This window comes from Euryhalocaulis sp. (assembly GCF_013911995.1).
GTDB lineage: Bacteria > Pseudomonadota > Alphaproteobacteria > Caulobacterales > Maricaulaceae > Euryhalocaulis > Euryhalocaulis caribicus.
In genome coordinates this window covers 34,895-52,707 of sequence record NZ_JACESD010000006.1, presented here as the reverse complement: position 1 = coordinate 52,707, position 17,813 = coordinate 34,895, and the positions used below count along the sequence as shown (strand labels likewise).

General features: G+C 62.6%; 16 protein-coding genes. 12 read left to right on the top strand and 4 right to left on the bottom strand.

The annotated features are described in order from the left end of the window. The first annotated feature begins 9 nt into the window (after nucleotides 1-9). Genes secD through H2040_RS02750 form a run of 4 tightly spaced genes read left to right on the top strand, consistent with a single transcriptional unit; the run spans nucleotide 10 to nucleotide 3,848 of the window. Nucleotides 10-1,626, top strand: coding sequence for a protein translocase subunit SecD (gene secD / locus H2040_RS02765; protein WP_287154220.1), 1,617 nt, complete (start codon nucleotides 10-12; stop codon nucleotides 1,624-1,626). Nucleotides 1,627-1,637: 11 nt separating this feature from the next. Continuing rightward, nucleotides 1,638-2,588, top strand: coding sequence for a protein translocase subunit SecF (gene secF / locus H2040_RS02760; RefSeq protein ID WP_287154218.1), 951 nt, complete (start codon nucleotides 1,638-1,640; stop codon nucleotides 2,586-2,588). After that, complete coding sequence (locus tag H2040_RS02755) at nucleotides 2,585-2,968, top strand: Mth938-like domain-containing protein (RefSeq protein WP_287154216.1); 384 nt, start codon at nucleotides 2,585-2,587, stop codon at nucleotides 2,966-2,968. The genes secF and H2040_RS02755 overlap by 4 nt, the downstream gene beginning before the upstream one ends. A 31-nt stretch (nucleotides 2,969-2,999) precedes the next feature. Continuing rightward, entirely contained in the window at nucleotides 3,000-3,848 is an 849-nt protein-coding gene (locus H2040_RS02750) for a squalene/phytoene synthase family protein (RefSeq protein WP_287154214.1), read from the top strand. Here H2040_RS02750 and H2040_RS02745 read toward each other — a convergent pair. Both H2040_RS02745 and trmFO read right to left on the bottom strand, forming a co-directional pair. Further along, nucleotides 3,845-4,393, bottom strand: coding sequence for a DUF1697 domain-containing protein (locus tag H2040_RS02745; protein ID WP_287154212.1), 549 nt, complete (start codon nucleotides 4,391-4,393; stop codon nucleotides 3,845-3,847). The genes H2040_RS02750 and H2040_RS02745 overlap by 4 nt on opposite strands. Next, entirely contained in the window at nucleotides 4,390-5,793 is a 1,404-nt protein-coding gene (gene trmFO, locus H2040_RS02740; RefSeq protein WP_353844778.1) for a methylenetetrahydrofolate--tRNA-(uracil(54)-C(5))-methyltransferase (FADH(2)-oxidizing) TrmFO, read from the bottom strand. The genes H2040_RS02745 and trmFO overlap by 4 nt, the downstream gene beginning before the upstream one ends. A gap of 124 nt (nucleotides 5,794-5,917) precedes the next feature. On the opposite strand from trmFO, the gene H2040_RS02735 reads away from it, so the two are divergent. Beyond that, the gene (locus H2040_RS02735; RefSeq protein ID WP_287154208.1) at nucleotides 5,918-7,153 is read left to right on the top strand and encodes a cyclopropane fatty acid synthase; all 1,236 of its coding nucleotides are present in this window, start codon (nucleotides 5,918-5,920) and stop codon (nucleotides 7,151-7,153) included. Here H2040_RS02735 and H2040_RS02730 read toward each other — a convergent pair. Further along, the gene (locus tag H2040_RS02730; RefSeq protein ID WP_287154206.1) at nucleotides 7,150-8,094 is read right to left on the bottom strand and encodes a hypothetical protein; all 945 of its coding nucleotides are present in this window, start codon (nucleotides 8,092-8,094) and stop codon (nucleotides 7,150-7,152) included. The two genes, H2040_RS02735 and H2040_RS02730, sit on opposite strands and share 4 nt — an antisense overlap. A 161-nt stretch (nucleotides 8,095-8,255) precedes the next feature. Here H2040_RS02730 and H2040_RS02725 point away from each other — a divergent pair, with 161 nt between their 5' ends. The 4 genes from H2040_RS02725 (at nucleotide 8,256) to H2040_RS02710 (ending at nucleotide 12,205) form a co-directional block, all read left to right on the top strand. Next, the gene (locus H2040_RS02725; RefSeq protein WP_287154204.1) at nucleotides 8,256-9,095 is read left to right on the top strand and encodes a hypothetical protein; all 840 of its coding nucleotides are present in this window, start codon (nucleotides 8,256-8,258) and stop codon (nucleotides 9,093-9,095) included. 120 nt (nucleotides 9,096-9,215) lie between these two features. Then, nucleotides 9,216-10,613, top strand: coding sequence for a hypothetical protein (locus H2040_RS02720; protein ID WP_287154202.1), 1,398 nt, complete (start codon nucleotides 9,216-9,218; stop codon nucleotides 10,611-10,613). Then, nucleotides 10,610-11,548 (top strand): CPBP family intramembrane glutamic endopeptidase, encoded by a 939-nt coding sequence (locus H2040_RS02715; protein WP_287154200.1) that lies wholly within the window; start codon nucleotides 10,610-10,612, stop codon nucleotides 11,546-11,548. Before H2040_RS02720 ends, H2040_RS02715 begins: the two co-directional genes overlap by 4 nt. A gap of 78 nt (nucleotides 11,549-11,626) precedes the next feature. Then, a complete protein-coding gene (locus H2040_RS02710) occupies nucleotides 11,627-12,205 on the top strand; it encodes an exopolysaccharide biosynthesis protein (RefSeq protein WP_287154198.1) in 579 nt (192 codons plus the stop codon). Here the strand turns inward: H2040_RS02710 and uvrA are convergent. Further along, nucleotides 12,202-15,093: an excinuclease ABC subunit UvrA gene (gene uvrA, locus H2040_RS02705; protein WP_353844775.1), complete on the bottom strand. Its 2,892-nt coding sequence runs from the start codon at nucleotides 15,091-15,093 to the stop codon at nucleotides 12,202-12,204. The two genes, H2040_RS02710 and uvrA, sit on opposite strands and share 4 nt — an antisense overlap. Nucleotides 15,094-15,299: 206 nt before the next feature. Between uvrA and ssb the strand changes: the two genes are divergently transcribed. From ssb to H2040_RS02690, 3 genes are all read left to right on the top strand, one after another. Then, entirely contained in the window at nucleotides 15,300-15,770 is a 471-nt protein-coding gene (gene ssb, locus H2040_RS02700; RefSeq protein ID WP_287154193.1) for a single-stranded DNA-binding protein, read from the top strand. Nucleotides 15,771-15,786: 16 nt separating this feature from the next. Beyond that, entirely contained in the window at nucleotides 15,787-16,179 is a 393-nt protein-coding gene (locus H2040_RS02695) for an NAD-dependent epimerase/dehydratase family protein (RefSeq protein ID WP_287154190.1), read from the top strand. A gap of 118 nt (nucleotides 16,180-16,297) precedes the next feature. After that, a complete protein-coding gene (locus tag H2040_RS02690; RefSeq protein WP_287154188.1) occupies nucleotides 16,298-17,689 on the top strand; it encodes an MATE family efflux transporter in 1,392 nt (463 codons plus the stop codon). The last annotated feature ends 124 nt before the right edge of the window (nucleotides 17,690-17,813 follow it).

The window sequence follows — 17,813 nt, the reverse complement described above, 5'->3', positions numbered from 1 at the left end:
GGTCGCCTCATGCTTTATTTCGCGCGCTGGAAAGTCACGCTGATTCTCGCTGTTCTGGTCATTGGGCTGCTCTATGCGCTGCCCAATGCCCTGCCTGAGAATGTCCGCCAGTCCTGGCCGGGCTTCCTGCCTGACAAGACGATGAATCTTGGTCTCGACCTGCGCGGCGGGTCGCACCTCCTGTTCGAGGTCGATATTGACGCCGTGCGCGGCGAGCGCATGGAGGCGCTGGTTGATGACGCCAAGCAGGTGCTGCGTGAGGATCCGCTGATCCCTCATCGCGTGACGGTCCAGAACGGCGCTGTCGAAGTGCGCATTCTGGGCGATGGCGACATGGAAGAGGTGGCCGACCGTCTGGAAGACCTGGCGCGGCCGGTCAGCGGCATTCTGGTTCCGGGGCAATCCAATCCGCGCAGCGTTTCCATCGAGCAGGTGGACGACACGACCTTCCGCATGGTCCAGACTGAAGATGCGCTGGAGAAGCTGTCCCGCGACATCGTCCAGCAATCCATCGAGGTTATCCGCAAGCGGATTGACGAATACGGGACAACCGAACCCAATATCCAGCGTCAGGGCGACAACCGGATTCTGGTGCAGGTTCCCGGTCTGGATGACCCGGAGCGTCTGAAGGAGCTGATCGGCCAGACCGCCCAGATGACCTTCCACCTGGTCTATTCCGACAACCCGGGCGATCTGACATCGGCGATGCAGGGGCGGGTGCCGCCGGGCGCGCGTCTGGTGCCCAGCGACGAGGCGGGCCAGCCGGACATCCTTGTACGCCGCCGCGCGGTGCTCTCCGGCGAAGACCTGAAGAACGCCTATCAGGGCTCTCACCCCCAGACCGGCGCGCCGGTGGTGAACTTCTCCTTCAACCTGTCCGGGGCCAAGATTTTTGGCGACATCACGACCGATAATGTCGGCCGGCGCTTTGCCATCGTTCTGGACGACAAGGTGATTACCGCGCCCCGCATCAACAGCCCCATTACCGGCGGCAGCGGCTATATCGAAGGCAATTTCACAATTGAAAGCGCAACGGATCTGGCGACGCTTCTGAACGCCGGCGCGCTGCCCGCGCCGCTGACCGTGGTTGAAGAGCGCACGGTCGGCGCGGGACTGGGCGCGGATTCGATCAAGGCCGGTGAATTTGCCGCCGTGGTCGGTTTCTTGGCGGTCGTCGTGTTTGTTCTGATTGCCTATGGCGTTTTCGGCGTGTTCGCCAATATCGCCCTGTTCGCGAACGTCATGCTGATCGCCGGCGTGCTTTCCATGCTGCAGGCGACGCTGACACTGCCGGGCATTGCGGGCATCATCCTGACCATCGGCATGGCGGTGGACGCCAACGTGCTGATCTTCGAGCGGATACGCGAGGAATCGCGCGCGGGCCGGTCGCCGGTTAATTCGGTCGAGACGGGCTATACCCGTGCGCTGTCCACCATTCTGGACGCCAATATCACCACGCTGATCGCGGCGGTGCTGCTGTTCCAGTTCGGCTCCGGCCCGGTTCGCGGTTTCGCCGTGACGCTGGGCATCGGCATCCTGACCTCGGTGTTCACCGCTTTCGTCCTGTCGCGGCTTATCGCCTCGCTCTGGCTGCGCATGGCGCGCCCCAAGACCCTCCCGATCTAAGGTAAGCGTTCATGCGTTTTTCCCTCATTCATATCGTTCCCGAAACCACCAAGGTTCCCTTCATCAAGGGCCGTTTCGTCGCGATGCTGTTCTCCGCGGTCCTGATGATTGCCTCTATCGGGGCGTTCGCGACCATGGGCCTGAATCTGGGCATCGATTTCGTTGGCGGCACGCTGATCGAGATCGAGACCCAGGAAGACGCCAATCTGACCGAGATCCGCGATAGCCTGAACGGACTCGGATTTGGCGAAGTCCAGGTGCAGACCTTCGGCGCGGCGAACGATGTCCTGATCAAGATGCGGCAGCAGGAGCCGGAAAACCCGGAAGTCGAAATGGCGGCCGAACGGGCGCAGCAACAGGCCGCGAACACGGTTCAGGAAACGCTGGTCGAGATGCTGCCCGGCGTTGAATTCCGCCGGGTCGAGGTGGTCGGTCCAGCCGTTTCGGGGGAGCTGGTGCGGGCGGGGATTCTGGCGGTCGGCCTCGCGCTGGGCGCCATGCTGATCTATATCTGGTTCCGGTTTGAGTGGCAGTTTTCGCTGGGCGCGGTCATCGCGCTGACCCATGACGTGATTGCCACGATGGGCATGTTCGCCGTCACGCAATTCGAGTTCAATCTCGCCTCCATTGCGGCGATCCTGACCATTGTCGGTTATTCGATGAACGACACCGTCGTGGTTTATGACCGCATCCGGGAGAATTTGCGTAAGTTCAAGCGCATGCCGCTGGCCGAACTTCTGAACCTGTCGATCAACCAGACCCTGTCGCGCACATTGATGACCTCCATCACGACGCTGATCGCGCTTTTCGCCCTGTTCTTCCTGGGCGGCGCGGTGCTCCGCGGTTTCTCGTTCGCGATGATCTGGGGCGTCCTGATCGGCACCTATTCCTCCATCTTTGTCGCTTCGCCGCTGCTATTGCTGACCGGCGTGAAACGCGGGACATCCGAACAGGACTCGTGAGGTTTGAGACGCCGCCTTTCGCTGCGCCGCCCATCGATTCATATGGCCCGGGCGGATTTCGGGTGGGCGGCGCCTGGCGTGAAGGCCCGCTGTTTCTGCGCGGTGAATCCGTAAGCTTTTGGACGCCGCCCGAATCCGGGCCTTTTACCGTCGAGATGTTCGCCCCGGTGCTGGAAGGCGAGCGGGAGGCGGAAATCCTGCTTCTGGGCCTGGGCGACGAAATGCGGCACATCCCGTGGACGCTGAACAAGGCGCTGCTGGACCGCGGCATCGGTCTGGAAGCCGCGCCGACGCCCGCGGCGTGCCGAACCTATAATGTGTTGCTGGGGCAGGGGCGCGATATCGCTGCGGCTTTGGTCCCTGTGACGGCTGAACAATAGAAATTCAATAATTGGGTCTAGCTTGCGCGCCATGTGGCAGGAGCTTGATAATCGTCTGATGCGCGCCGATCCGGACCGGCGCATGGCCACGCTGTTTGCGCCGCGCACGATCCGCCGCCGGTTGATCGCGCTCTACGCCTTCAATGATGAGCTGGCGCGAATCCGTGACCGTGTGACCGAGCCGATGCTGGGCGATTTGCGGCTGGCCTGGTGGCGCGAGGTTGTCGAGGAAATCTACGATCCCGATGCCGAGGTCCGCGGACACGAAGCGGCGCTTGGCCTCAGTCACGCCTTTTCCAGCGGCGCGCCGCCGCGCGTCTGGATTGACCGCATGATCAATGTCCGCGCCCGCGATCTGGACGCGGAACCGTTCCAGACTATCGCGGACCTGAAACAATATGCGGACCGGTCCGCCGCGACGTTGATGCGCGCGGCGGTCTGGCTGACCTTGCCGGGCGAGGACATTTCCGCCGCGGGGGAGGCGGCCATCAAGCACGCGGGAATCGCATGGGCCATGACCGGCATGCTGCGCGGGTTCGCGGCCGATCTGGCGCATAACCGGCGATGGTTGCCGCAGCAGGCCTATGACGAGGCGGGCGTCAGCGTGGCCGACATGACCCGGGATCAGGATCCTGAAGCCGCCCGCGCCCTGTTCAAGCCTGTCATCGCCTCCATCCGCCGCGAGCATCGGGAGGCGCGCGCCCGCTTTGCGGACCTGCCATCGGAGGCGGCCCCGGCGCTGCTCTATGCCTCGCTTATCCCGGCCTATCTCGATCGCATGTCCCGGCCGGATTACGACGCATTTGCCGGGAAGGGGGAGCCGCCGCTGATCCTGAGGCAGGCGCGCATGGTGTGGGCCAGCGCAACCGGACGCCTCTAGCCGTCCAGGCCTTGCGCCATTTCTTCGAGTTTCAGCATGGTTCGCCAGTTGCGCGCGGTCGCGGGCGTCTTGAAGTTGGCGGCCGCGACGCGCGCCGCCAGTTTGGATCGACCCGCGCCCTGTGGCAGGCGCAAATACAGGGCCCGTCCGTCCAGGTGAAACGCTTCATCGCCGCTGACCACGCCGGATAGCTTTTCCAACTGACTTTCCGCCGGCTTTCCATCCAGCAGGGTAACCAGAACCTTTGCCGGTTCCTCGGCCGCCAGCGCGCCATAGGGGCATGCAGACAGGATCCGCCCCCATTCATCGGCATCGAAGACAATGACCGGAATGTCGAAGCCGAAGCGTTCGGCGATTCCGGCATGGATGGATGCCGCGATATCTGACGGCGGGATGCTGGAGCGGAACACGATATTGCCGCTCTGGATATAAGTCCGCACGTCCTCCAGACCGAGCCTGGCGCAGAGTTCCGTCAGCTCTTTCATGGGCAGCTTGTTGTGCCCGCCTACATTCACCCCGCGAAGGAGGGCGATATAGACGGTCACTCCGCCGCTTCTGCGGCGGCGCTGGCGTTCAGCCAGTCATTAACGTCATTCAGCGCGCGGGCGGACAGGGCGCGTTTGCGGGCGCGGCCTTTTTCCTTGCCCTTGATTTTGTTGCCGTCGGCATCGTGCGTGGGCTTTTCGATATCCGGGAACAAGCCAAAATTCACGTTCATCGGCTGGAAGGTCTGCTTGCCCTCCAGATGGCCGCCCGTGATGTGGGTCAGCAAGGCTCCCAGCGCCGTCGTGGCGGGCGGCGCCGTGACATCCCGGCCCAGCCGCTCGGCCGCGGCGAACCGTCCGGCCAGAAGGCCAATCGCCGCGGACTCCACATAGCCCTCCACGCCTGTCACCTGTCCGGCGAAGCGCAGACGCGGCATGGCGCGCAGGCGCAAGGCCCCGTCCAGAACCTTGGGCGAGTTGATGAATGTATTGCGGTGGATGCCGCCCAGCCGCGCAAACTCCGCGTTTTCCAGACCCGGAATCATACGGAAAATATCGGTCTGCGCGCCATATTTCAGCTTGGTCTGGAAGCCGACCATGTTCCACAGCGTGGCGAGCGCATTGTCCTGCCGCAGCTGCACGACCGCGTAGGCTTTCACGTCCGGCTGGTGGGCATTGGTCAGGCCAATCGGCTTCATCGGGCCATAGCGCAGCGTCTCGCGCCCGCGCTCGGCCATCACTTCGATCGGCAGGCAGCCTTCGAAATAGGGCGTGTCTTTTTCCCAGTCCTTGAATTCGGTCTTGGGCGCATCCAGCAAGGCGTCGATGAAGGCGTAGTACTGCTCCCGGTCCATGGGGCAGTTGATATAGGCGGCCTTGTCGGCCTCTTCCTCGCCCTTGTCGTAGCGCGATTGCGCCCAGGCCACGTCCATATTGATGGACTCGTGGTGGATGATGGGCGCGATGGCGTCGAAGAAGGCCAGTTCGTCCTCGCCGGTCAGGCCTTTCACCGCCTCGGCCAGAGCGGGCGAGGTGAGGGGGCCTGTGGCGATAATCACGCTGTCCCAGTCTTCCGGCGGAATTCCTGCGACCTCGCCGCGTTCGATGGTCACATTGGGGTGGTTTTCCAGGGCTTCCGTCACGCCTTGGGAGAACCGGTCGCGATCCACGGCCAGCGCGCCGCCGGCGGGCACGTGATGGGCGTCGCCATTGGCCATGATGACGGAGCCGCAGCGCCGCATTTCCTCGTGCAGCAGCCCGACCGCGTTGTTTTCCGCGTCATCCGAGCGGAAGGAATTGGAGCAGACAAGCTCCGCCAGACCATCGGTCTGGTGGGCTTCGGTTCCGCGCTCGGGCCGCATCTCGTGGAGGATGACCGGAACGCCGGCCTCGGCGATTTGCCAGGCCGCTTCGGAACCGGCCATTCCGCCGCCAATCACATGTATGGGTTTCATCGACATGGCGGGCATATCGAACCCCTGCGCCGCGCGGTCAAGGGCGAGTCACTTTCCCTGTGATGCCTGTTGCAGCGCGGCGGTTTTGAGTCATCCTGTCACCAGCGTGCATTTGAAGAGGGACGCGCCCATGTTCCTGCCCGGCAAGTTGCTGAAGCATCTGATCCGTGAAGGCCGTCTGACGGTGATCGACGCGGGCGGCCAGCGCCATGTCTATGAAGGCGCTTCACCGGGGCCTTCCGTCACCATCCGCCTCCGTGACAGGGCCGCCCAGCGCCGTCTTTTCATGGATCCGGAGCTGCGGCTGGGCGAGGCCTATATGGATGGCGCGCTGACGGTGGAGGAGGGGAGCATCTATGATTTTCTCGACCTCGTTACCCGCGCAAAGCTCGACTTCCCGCTGAAGAAATTCCTCAAGCGCGTCCGCCGGACCATGCGGCCCTTCCAGACACGGAACAGAACCAAGAGCGCGCGGCAGAATGTTGCCCATCACTATGATCTGGACGCGGGTTTATATGATCTGTTTCTGGACTCCGACCGGCAATATAGCTGCGCCTATTTCGGCGCGCCCGGGGACGATCTGGAAGCGGCCCAGTTGAAAAAGAAACGGCATCTGGCGTCCAAGCTGATGCTGGAGGCGGACCAGAGCGTTCTGGATATCGGGTGCGGCTGGGGCGGGCTGGCGCTGTATCTGGCGCAAGCGTGCGGTGTCCGGGTGGACGGGATCACCCTGTCGGAGGAGCAGATCAAGATTGCCCGTCAGCGCGCCGACAGGGCCGGTCTGGAAAGTCAGGTCAATTTCCGGCTGGAGGATTACCGCCAGACTCGCGCCGGTTATGACCGGATTGTCTCGGTCGGCATGTTCGAACATGTCGGGCCGGGCAATTACGATGAATATTTCGAACAGGTCGCGCGCCTGATGAAGGATGACGGCGTCGCCCTCATTCATTCCATCGGGCGCGGCAACGGGCCAGGTTCGACCAGCCCGTGGCTGCGCAAATATATCTTTCCCGGCGGCTATATCCCGGCGCTGTCAGAGGTCATCCCGTCGATCGAGCGGGCCGGTCTATGGGTCACCGATGTCGAGATCCTGCGCCTACACTATGCGGAAACGTGCCGCGCCTGGCGCGAGCGATTTATAGCCAACCGGGACAAGGCGCTGGAGATCTACGACGAACGCTTCTGCCGGATGTGGGAATTCTATCTGGCCGGCGCGGAGGTGGCGTTCCGCAATGGCGGCCAGATGGTGTTCCAGATCCAGCTGGCCAAGCGCGGCAACGCCCTGCCCATCACCCGCGACTATATGTTCGAGGCGGAACGCCGGCTGGCGGAAAGAGATTCTTCGGTAATTAACGCAGCGCATTAAACCATAGCCGCGGCCTGGTTATTGGGATGTTCGTCGTCACGCTGCTGCGCCCAGTGGCGATAGACATACGCGCCTACACCCATGATCGGCAGCATCCCGAAGAGATAGATGGCCCCAATAACAAAGCCTGCTACTGGGCCAAGGAAGACGGGAAGCAGCGCCAGATCGAATTTACGCAATATGGTGCCCGGCGTCATTTCTTCGAGCGGCGCGGATACCAGAATTGTCATCGCTAGCGCCCCGACCCAGAGTACCAGAAAAATGCCGATGACCATGAGGTAGGCCAGCGCATAGGCCCCGAAAATGCCCCAGAAACGTCCCCGGGTCATATTGAATGCCTCGAAGATCACAAATCGCTGTTCCCCGATCGTGGCGGCGAAAGCTGGCGACAGTCTTATCGCGAGATATAAAAACGCAAACAGGCTTATGAATGGAATTGTAAATATGAAGGCCACTGTCAGGTTACTCGGGCCATCCAATGCATGACCCATGAGGCCGACAAATAACCCCAGAATTACCCCGACCGTGAAAAGAAAAAGATAGACCATTACAAATAACGCCATGAGAAGAAGCGCCAGCACGAAAAGCCTCAGCTCATCCATGCCTATCTTCAAGCCTAAAAACCCCCTGCTCTGACTGCACTGATCACGCGTAAGCGGTCGCAAAATCGCGGCCCAGATCATGAACCACGCCGTATAGGAGAGAAGGAAGCTGAGTAGGAGAAAAAACCAGCTCCACTTGGTCAATATTTCGTACGATATGTTTGGGTTTCCGGTCTCGCCTGTGCTCGGCCAACCTGTAAATACGGGAAGAAAAGATATGGTCGTTTGGAATGCTATTGTAATAAACAATAACAAAAGAACGCCTGTCACGGTGCCTGGGGCGCGCTTGAAAAGCGTAAAACCGTAAATTGCGGCGTCCCCGCTGGAAAATTTCGACATGAATGGCCTTTCATCTCCGCCCGCATGCAATCAGGGCCGATCGCAACGCTGCGCGCAAGGGTGGAAAAGACGTTTTTTGCGTGAGCCCGCGGCTTTGGCGGCGCGGTCAAGTGATGCTAAGCGATCTGGTGAATTCAAGGCTGGAAGGAACGGGCAGACGAATGAACGAACCGCAGGGCAGCGTCCCCATTATCCAGACGGTTCAGGCCGCCTATGGCTTCTTCGTCAGCCACTGGCTGCGCGCTGTTCCGGCGGCCCTGATCGCCGGCCTGGCGGGGGCGGTTCTGGCCTATCCGTCCATGGCCGCGCCGGGTTCGATCACGCCGGGGCTGGCCTTCCTCAGCCTTGTCGCCGGTCTGGCCGGGTTCGTTGTCTATCAGGCTGCGCTCTACAGGCTGGCCTTGCGCCCCGAAGACGCCGGACAGTTTGGCGTCAGCTTCGGGTCGGATGAGTTGCGGCTGGCGGGCGTGATCGCCGCCCTTGGCCTGTTCGTCATTCTGGTCGCGATAGTCGCAATCTTCCCCCTGATGCTGGTGGTCATGAGCGTTGCAGCATCCGATGTCGGGCTGGAGGCGATCGAGTCTGCCTCGATCAGCGCCGACACGAATTTTATTTCGCTTCTGGGGCCGGCCGCCGGAGCGATATATATCATCGGCATGATCGCCATTGTGGCGCTTGTCGTCTGGGTCAATGTCCGGCTTTCCCTGGCGATGGCCGCGACAATCGCCGAACGCCGGTTCGTCCTGCTGGCGGCTTGGGGGTGGACCAAGGGCTCCGCCTTGCGGATTTTCGCGGCGCTGGTTCTGGCGCTTTTGCCGCTATTCCTTCCGCTGGTTCTGGTCCAGAGCCTGCTGGCTCCGCAGATCGCCGCCGCCGGAACCGGGGCGGTGATCGTCTCCTTTGTCATCCAGTTCATATCGTCGGCGACCATGGGCGTGGTCGGGGCCGGGCTTTACGCCTATCTTTATAAAGGTCTTCGCCCGCCACGAGAGACCGCTTGATTTCGTTAAAAATTCAAGCTCTTGCTTCCTGCAATAGAGTTTAATGCGATAGGTTTCGCATGAACGGCGGCCCGCAAGGGACGCGGGCCGCGCGGTTGCGCGAGTTGGGGAGATAGCACGATGACACAGGGCGCCGACGCCGTGGAGCGGGATTTCGATCTGGGAGACGCTGCTTTCCACGTATTCAAATATGCCGGATCGGGCCGCATGGGCGGACTGATCCTGATATTCGCGGTCTATGCCATACTGCATATCCTGTTCGCCGCCGGGCTGATCTGGGCCGTGCTGCCTTTCTTTGAAAATTTCTACGCCCTTGCAGGCAATGAGCCGGAGACGCCGGCAGAGTTTTTCGCGGCGACCAGCCGTATCTGGCTGATGAGCGCGGCGGCCTTCCTTTTCTACTGGATCGTGTACGCCGTGTTCGACGCCGCGCTTCTGCGCTGGTTTTACGGGCGCAGCGCCATGCCGCGCTTTGGCGGCGGCGAATTCCAGCTGATGATCATCTCGGTCTTCTGGGTGATCCTGATGTTGCTGGTCTGGGTGCCCAATATGGTGCTGCTGTCGGCAGGGGCGGCGCTGGAAAGCACTGCGCTGATGGCCGGGGCGGTCCTGTTCATACTTGTCAGCCTGTGGCTGATGATCTGGGTCGGCGTAAAGTTCGCCCCGGCGGCGGCGCTGACCATCCATGATCGCCGCTTCAGCTTCTTCAGGGCATTTGGCGCCACGAAAGATGTTTTCTGGACGATGCTGGGCGCGTTCGTCATCGCCTATCTGATCTATTTCGCGATCTCGTTCGCCGTGTCCACCATTGGCCAGGTCGTGCTGGTCGTCGTGGCCGGAATGAATTTCGGCGAGATGATGTTCGTCGATCCCGACACGGTGAGCGATGAAGACATCATGGCGATGTTCGAGCAGTTTCTGAGCCGGGACGCGCTGATCATCATCGGCGTTCTGACCTTCGTTTCCCTGATTCCGCAATTCCTGCTGCAGGCGTCATTCGCGGGCATCAACGCCTATCGCGTCAAGCAGCGCGCATTGCTGGATACGCCGCCCCCTGAGGCGGAAGCGGAAATTCCCGCGCCGGTCCAGCCCGGCCCGGCCGGGTCATCGGCCGAGCCGGAGTCCGAAGAAGACGCCGGGACGATACCGGTGGCGGCGACGGCCGCCGTGGCGCCGGTTGCGATGGCTGCGGCCGATCAGGCGCCGCCGCATGATCCAGCCCCTGATGAAGCTGAAAGCGCTCAAGGGCAGGCGGAGCCGGAATCCGGCGACGCGGAGGAGGAGGAACATCCTGACCCTGTCACGGGCGCGATCGCCGCGCTGGAGGCCTCTCAACATGAGGCCGCCGAAGTCCGGGATGACGAGGCCGCCTCGACCGAGGCCGATGAGGATGAGTCCCAGGATCTCGCGGAAACGGAAACTTGGACTGAAGACGCGGAGCGTGACGGAACATCGGCGCCCTCCAGCCCGGACAGCGAGCCGACTGAAACCGATGACAAGGATGGAAACCGCACGTGAGCGGCCAGCGCGCGGTTTTCCCTCCACCGCCAGACACGGCGCGTCTGACCTATGTCTGGGCCGCGCCGCTGGTGGCGCTGGGCTTTGTCGCCCTGATCCAGCTTCCGGTTCTGTTGATCGTGTTCGTAGGGATTGCCGCCGGCGGCGTCCTGACAGGCGGCGAGGCGACGCCGGATCTGATGTTCTGGCCTCTGGCGACGGGGATCGCCGTGGGCTTCGGGTTCCTCATACTGGTCACGGTCTTCTGGCTTCGCGGCTTTGAACGGCGTTCGGTCAGAACCGCAGGATGGACGGGCCCCAACAGCTTTGGCCGCTATGTGAGAGGGCTGGCGGCCGGTCTGATGATCGCCGCCGTTATGATCGGCGTGGACGCGGCGATGGCGCCTGATGAGGCGGGCGCGCTGCTCGAAGGTCTGAGCCTCATGGCCGGCTCCCCCGGCTGGCTCGTTATCCTTGCCGCTCTGGCGGTCATGTTCGCGATCCAGTCCGGCGCCGAGGAGTTCACGTTTCGCGGCTGGATGCTGTCAGCCATCGCGGCGCGCCGCGGCGCGGCCATGGCGATCATCATCAGCTCCATAACCTTCGCGCTGGCGCATGTTCATTACGTCTTGCTGGCGCCCATGGCGGGTCTGGTGGCGATAGCAGGGGTGGGTTTTGTCGGGACAGCCTTCGCTTTCTACGCAATCCGGGAGGGCTCGGTGATAGGCGTCGCCGGAGCCCACGCCGCTTATAATTTCTCGCTGGTGGTTGCGGTCATCGCCGGTCTGGCGGCGCGCAGCGAAGGGAGCTATCCGGCGGCGGTCTCCGTGGAGGCGTTCATGGAAGCGACGCAAGTCGAGGCTTTCGAACCATCCATGGCGATCAGTGCGGGATTGCTGGCGCTGATTGCTCTGGGTATTGCCCTGATTGGCAGGCGCAAAGCCCCGGCGGGTTGAACCATCAAACCCCGATTGCGTTCTGATCAGCAGATTAAGGCGGATCAGATGGCAAACAATAGTGACGATAAGCGTCCCATGACGCTTGTTCAGGTGCTGGAGAAAATCCAGTCCCGCGAAGACGACGATGACGATGAGCTGGACGTCGGGGAAGTCCTTTCCGCTTTCGGACCGCGCTCCTACGGGCCGCTTTTGCTGGTCCCGGCCCTGATCTCCGTGCTTCCCGGCATTGGCGCTTTACCCGGCATTAGCTGGGGCGCCGCAGCGCTGGTCGTATTGATCTCGGTGCAATTCGTTTTTAATCGCGACAAGCTCTGGCTTCCGGGACCATTGCGCAACGCAGCCATACCCCGCGATTCCTTCGACAAGGCCGTGAACCGCTTCAAGCCATGGCTGGCCCGTGTCGACCGACTGTTCGAGCCGCGCCTGCAGCAGCTTCTCAACCCGGCGTCCGCATGGCTGGTGTCGTTTGTCTGTCTGGCGATGGGGTTTGCGATGTTCGCTTTTTCCATCATTCCGGGCGGCATCATGATCCCGGGCATGGCTGTCGTGTTGTTGTCCCTTGGCCTGACCAGCCATGACGGCTTCGTGGTCCTTCTGGGGCTGGCGGCGGCCCTTGCCACCGGGGGCGGGCTGATCTGGTTTTTCGTGCTCTAGGCGCTTTTCTTCTGTCGGGATGAGCGCTCTGCGTGGCGCTTCAGTACCGGCTTCAGGAACCGCCCGGTCCAGCTTCGCTCAACCTTGGCCACGTCCTCCGGAGAGCCTGCAGCGACAATCTCTCCGCCACCGTCGCCGCCTTCCGGGCCGATATCCACCAGCCAGTCCGCCTGCTTGATGACGTCCAGATTATGCTCGATCACCACGACGGTATTGCCGGTGTCCACCAGCGCCTGAAGCACTTCCAGAAGCTTGCGCACGTCCTCAAAGTGCAGCCCGGTCGTCGGTTCGTCGAGAATATAGAGCGTGCGTCCCGTGGCCCGCTTGGACAGCTCCCGCGCCAGCTTGACCCGTTGGGCCTCGCCTCCGGAGAGCGTCGTCGCCTGCTGGCCGATCTTCACATAACCGAGGCCCACACGCTCCAGCGTCACCAGCTTGTCCCGGATGGAGGGGACGGCTTTGAAGAAGGCGGCACCTTCCTCCACCGTCATATCGAGAACTTCGGCTATCGACTTGTTTTTATATTTGATTTCCAGCGTTTCGCGATTGTATCGCGCGCCGTCGCAGACATCGCAGGTGACATAGACGTCGGGCAGGAAATGCATCTCGATCTTGATGACGCCGTCGCCCTTGCACGCCTCGCAGCGGCCGCCCTTCACGTTGAAGCTGAAGCGTCCCGGCTTGAAGCCGCGCGCCTTGGACTCGGGCAGGTTCGCGAACCAGTCCCGGATCGGGGTGAAGGCGCCGGTATAGGTCGCCGGGTTGGAGCGCGGCGTGCGGCCAATCGGCGACTGGTCGATATCGATAACCTTGTCCAGTTGCTCCAGGCCCAGCACGTCGTCATGGGGCAGCGGCGGCATGGACGCCCCGTTCAGGTGGCGCGCGGCCGCCTTGTAGAGCGTCTCGATGGTCAGGGTGGACTTGCCGCCGCCCGACACGCCGGTCACACATACGAACAACCCCAGCGGAAACTCCGCGTCGACGTCCTTTAGATTGTTGCCCGTCGCGCCTTTCACGGTGACCACGCGCTTGGCTTTCCGTTTGCGCCGCTGATCCGGCAGGGGCACTTCCGCTTCGCCGGACAGGTACTTGCCCGTCAGGCTTTTCGGATTGGCCATGATCTCGGCCGGTTTGCCCTCGGCCACCACGTGGCCGCCATGCACGCCCGCCGCCGGACCCATATCGATTACATGGTCGGCGGTCAGGATGGCTTCCTCGTCATGCTCCACCACGATCACGGTATTGCCCAGATCGCGCAGCCCCTGCAGGCTTTCCAGCAAGCGCTCATTGTCGCGCTGGTGCAGGCCGATGGAGGGTTCATCCAGCACATAAAGAACCCCGGTGAGGCCGGAGCCGATCTGGCTAGCCAAGCGGATGCGCTGACTTTCACCGCCGGAAAGCGTTCCGGAAGAACGGCTTAGCGTGAGATACTCAAGTCCGACATCGACCAGAAACTTTAACCGCTCGCGGATTTCCTTGAGGATCCGGTAGGCGATGGCCTTGTCCTTTTCGGACAGCGTCGCCTCCACCGTGTCAAACCATTCCCGGGCGTGCTGGATCGATTTCTCGGCGGCCGCGGATATATCGATACCGTCAATCTTTACCGCCAACGCCTCGTCTTTCAGGCGCTTGCCCCCGCAACGCTCGCATGGCGCGGCGGACTGAAAGCGGGACAGCTCCTCGCGCATCCAGGCGGACTCGGTTTCTTTCCACCGGCGTTCCAGATTGGGGATGACGCCTTCGAACGGCTTGGTCGTCTCGAACTTTCGGACCTCGTCGTCATAGGTGAAGCGGACTTTGTCCCCGCCCGTGCCATAGAGCACGACCTGGCGGAAATCCTCATCCAGCTCCCGCCAGGGCTTGGTCATCGGCGCCTTGTAGTGCCTGGCGAGCGCGCGCAGGGTCTGCAGGTAGAGTTTCGAGGTTGTCCGGGTCCATGGCTTGATCGCGCCAGCATCCAGGCTTTTGGACGGATCGGGCACGACCAGCGCCGGGTCGAACTGAAGCTCCAGCCCCAGCCCATCGCATTCGGGGCAGGCCCCGAACGGGTTGTTGAACGAGAACAGGCGCGGCTCGATCTCCGGGATCGTGAAGCCTGAAACCGGACAGGCGAACTTTTCCGAGAAGATGATCCGCTCGGCATTGCCCTTCTTGTCGGTTTCGTCGGCCAGCTCCGCCACAGCGATGCCGTCGGCAAGCTCCAGCGCGGTTTCCAGCGAATCCGCCAGCCGCGTTTCCAGACCTTCGCGTACGACCAGCCGGTCCACGACCACGTCGATGTCGTGCTTGAATTTCTTGTCCAGCTCTGGTGCGTCTTCGATCGGATAGAATTCGCCATCCACCTTCACGCGCTGGAAGCCGCGCTTCATCAGCTCCGCGAACTCCTTGCGGTATTCGCCCTTTCGGCCCCGCACGATGGGGGCCAGCAGGTAAAGCCGCGTGCCCTCATCCATGGCCAAAATGCGGTCGGCCATCTGGCTGACGGTCTGGCTGGTGATCGGCTCGCCCGTGGCGGGGGAGTAGGGCACGCCCACCCGCGCCCAGAGCAGGCGCATATAGTCGTAAATCTCGGTGACGGTGCCGACCGTGGAGCGCGGATTCTTGGACGTCGTTTTCTGCTCGATGGAGATTGCCGGCGACAGACCCTCGATCGAATCCACGTCCGGCTTCTGCATCAGCTCCAGGAACTGGCGCGCATAGGCCGACAGCGACTCCACATAGCGCCGTTGCCCCTCGGCATAGATGGTGTCGAACGCCAGCGACGACTTGCCGGAACCGGACAGGCCGGTGATTACCACCAGCTCGTCCCGCGGGATCTCGACCGTGACGTCGCGCAGATTGTGTTCGCGCGCGCCCTGCACGCGAATGGATTTCATGCTTTCAGCCATAGGACCGTCTAAAACGTCTCGAACCGGCGAATCGAACTTCGCCGTATTTTTACGACAGGATGTTTGACGATGCGAACATAATGTGAACATCTTATGCGCCGCCCGCGCCGTCATCCACAGGCCAGATGGGGCGGACGCTTTAGATGGCAAGCCGCTCGCGGCATAAGCAACACAGCGAATTTGAAGAATCGGTATGGAGAGGTCTCATGGCCGGCAGCGTCAACAAAGTCATTCTGGTGGGCAATCTGGGCCGCGACCCGGAAATCCGCTCGCTGAATTCCGGCGATCGCGTCGCCAATCTGCGTCTCGCAACCTCGGAAAACTGGCGTGACAAGGCCAGCGGCGAGCGGCGCGAGAAGACGGAATGGCACTCCATCGCCATCTTCAATGAGAACCTCGTGAAGGTTGCGGAGAATTATCTGCGCAAGGGCTCCAAGGTTTATATCGAAGGCCAGCTCCAGACCCGTAAATGGCAGGACCAGCAGGGGCAGGACAAATACACGACCGAGATCGTGCTGCAGAAGTTCCGCGGCGAGCTTCAGATGCTCGACTCCAAGGTCGAGGGCGGCGGCTCCTATGGCGGCGGCTCCAGCGACCAGGGCGGTTATTCGTCTGGCGGCGGCTCCGGCGGCGGTCAGAAGGAAGATTTCGAACTCGACGACGAAATCCCGTTCTAGGGGCTGACGCCAGACCATGCGCGTCCTGATACTCGGCGGTTACGGGTTTGTCGGCGCGCAACTGATGGCGGCCCTCTCACAACGCGGCCACGATGTATGCGGCGCCGGGCGGGACATTGCGTTCGCCCGGCGCCGTTATGCGTTCTGGGACTGGGCCGAGATCGATTTTGCCGATCCGCCGGCCCAGCCCCGCTGGGCGGAAATTCTGAACGGCGTCGACGCTGTCATAAATTGCGTTGGCGTGCTGCAGGACGGCGGCAGGGATTCCACCCGTACGGCGCACATATCCGGCGCGGAGAGCGTGTTCCGGGCGTGCGAGGCGAATGGCGTCCGCCGGTTCATACAGATCTCGGCCGTCGGGGATGGCCCGCTTTCGCCGGAGTACTCGCGATTTTCGCCCTCATGGTGACCCGGCCCGTTTTTTCCTGATCGCTGACATGCGGGAACGCATGGGGATCAGGGGTCGACTTCCCGCCGCCTTGGCTTAGGAACGCCCGGCAAGGCTATTGAACGGCGCGGCGCGAGACATGAGCAACCGGAACGCAATTTCAGTCAGCTGGCGCGACGAATTCCGCGCCACGTTCCGGCTCGCCTGGCCGCTGATCATCGCGCAGATGGCGCAGATGGCGCTGACCACGACCGACGTCATCATGATGGGCTGGCTGGGGCCGGAGCCGCTGGCCGCGGGCACCATCGCCATGACGCTGGTCCACCCGGTGATGATCGGGGGCATCGGTTTGCTGACAGCCACCGCGCCGATGATTTCGCAGGCGATTGGCGCGGGCCGCTACCGGCTGGTGCGGCGCACCGTGCGGCCGGGGCTGTGGATCTCCGTCCTGCTCAGCCTGATCGGCGTGCCGCTCTTGCTGAACGGCGGCCCGCTTCTGCGGCTGCTGGGGCAGGAGCCGCACCTGACAGTGATGGCGGGCGACTATCTGTTGTTCGCCGCCTGGGCCGTTCCGGCCGCGATTCTCCTCACGCCGCCCAAATCGCTGATTTCCGCGCGGGGGGATACGCCGGTGATCCTGGGCGTCACGCTGTTCGGCGTCGTCCTGAACGCGTTCAGCAATTACGCGCTGATGTTCGGCAATTTCGGATTTCCGCGGATGGAGCTTCAGGGCGCGGGCGTCAGCACCACGCTGACCGCCTGGGCGATGTTCGCGATGTTGCTGGTTTATATCACGCGTCATCGCCGCTACCGGCGCTACATGGTCCTGGCGCGGATATGGAAGCCAGACTGGCCGCAGTTCCGTGAAATTTTCCGTATCGGAACGCCGATCGCCATGACCATGGTGGCGGAGGTCGGCATCTTTGCCGCCGCGGCCATTATGATGGGCTGGCTGGGCGTGAATGAACTTGCCGCCCACGCCGTGGCGGTGCAATGCGCGGCCATCGCCTTCATGGTGCCGTTCGGCCTCAGCCAGGCGACAACCATCCGGGTCGGGCTGGCCCACGGGGCGGGCAGCCCGGACCGGGTCCGCAAGGCGGGCTACGCATCGCTGGCGCTGGCGGCGGGGTTCGCGGCGACGACCTGCACGCTGTTCCTGATCGCGCCGGTCGCGCTGGTCTCGCTCTATCTGGATCCCGGCGATCCGGCCAATCAGGCCAGCGTGGCCCTGGCGGCCTCCTATCTTGTCGTCGCGGGCCTGTTTCAGTTCGTGGACGCGGGGCAGGTGGTCTCCGCCGCCGCTTTGCGCGGGCTGAGCGATACGCGAATTCCGATGATGGTGGCGATCGCCGGTTACTGGCTGGTCGGCGCGCCGCTTGGCTATGTCTGCGCCTTCACGTTCGGCATGCGCGGGGTCGGAATATGGCTGGGGCTTGCCGCGGGGCTGGCCTTTGTGGCGGTCGTGCTGACCACCCGGTTTTCGCTGCGCGACCGCCTGGCGGCAAGGCGGACCGTTCAGGCTTCTCCATAAAGCAAAGCCCCCGGTTTTGGGGAAACCGGGGGCTTCTATTCCGTCTCGCGGGCCGCTGCGTGGGGCTGCTCGATGGGGTTTTCGACGATGCGGACCGCCGAGACGGTGTTCGGTTGGGCGGTTA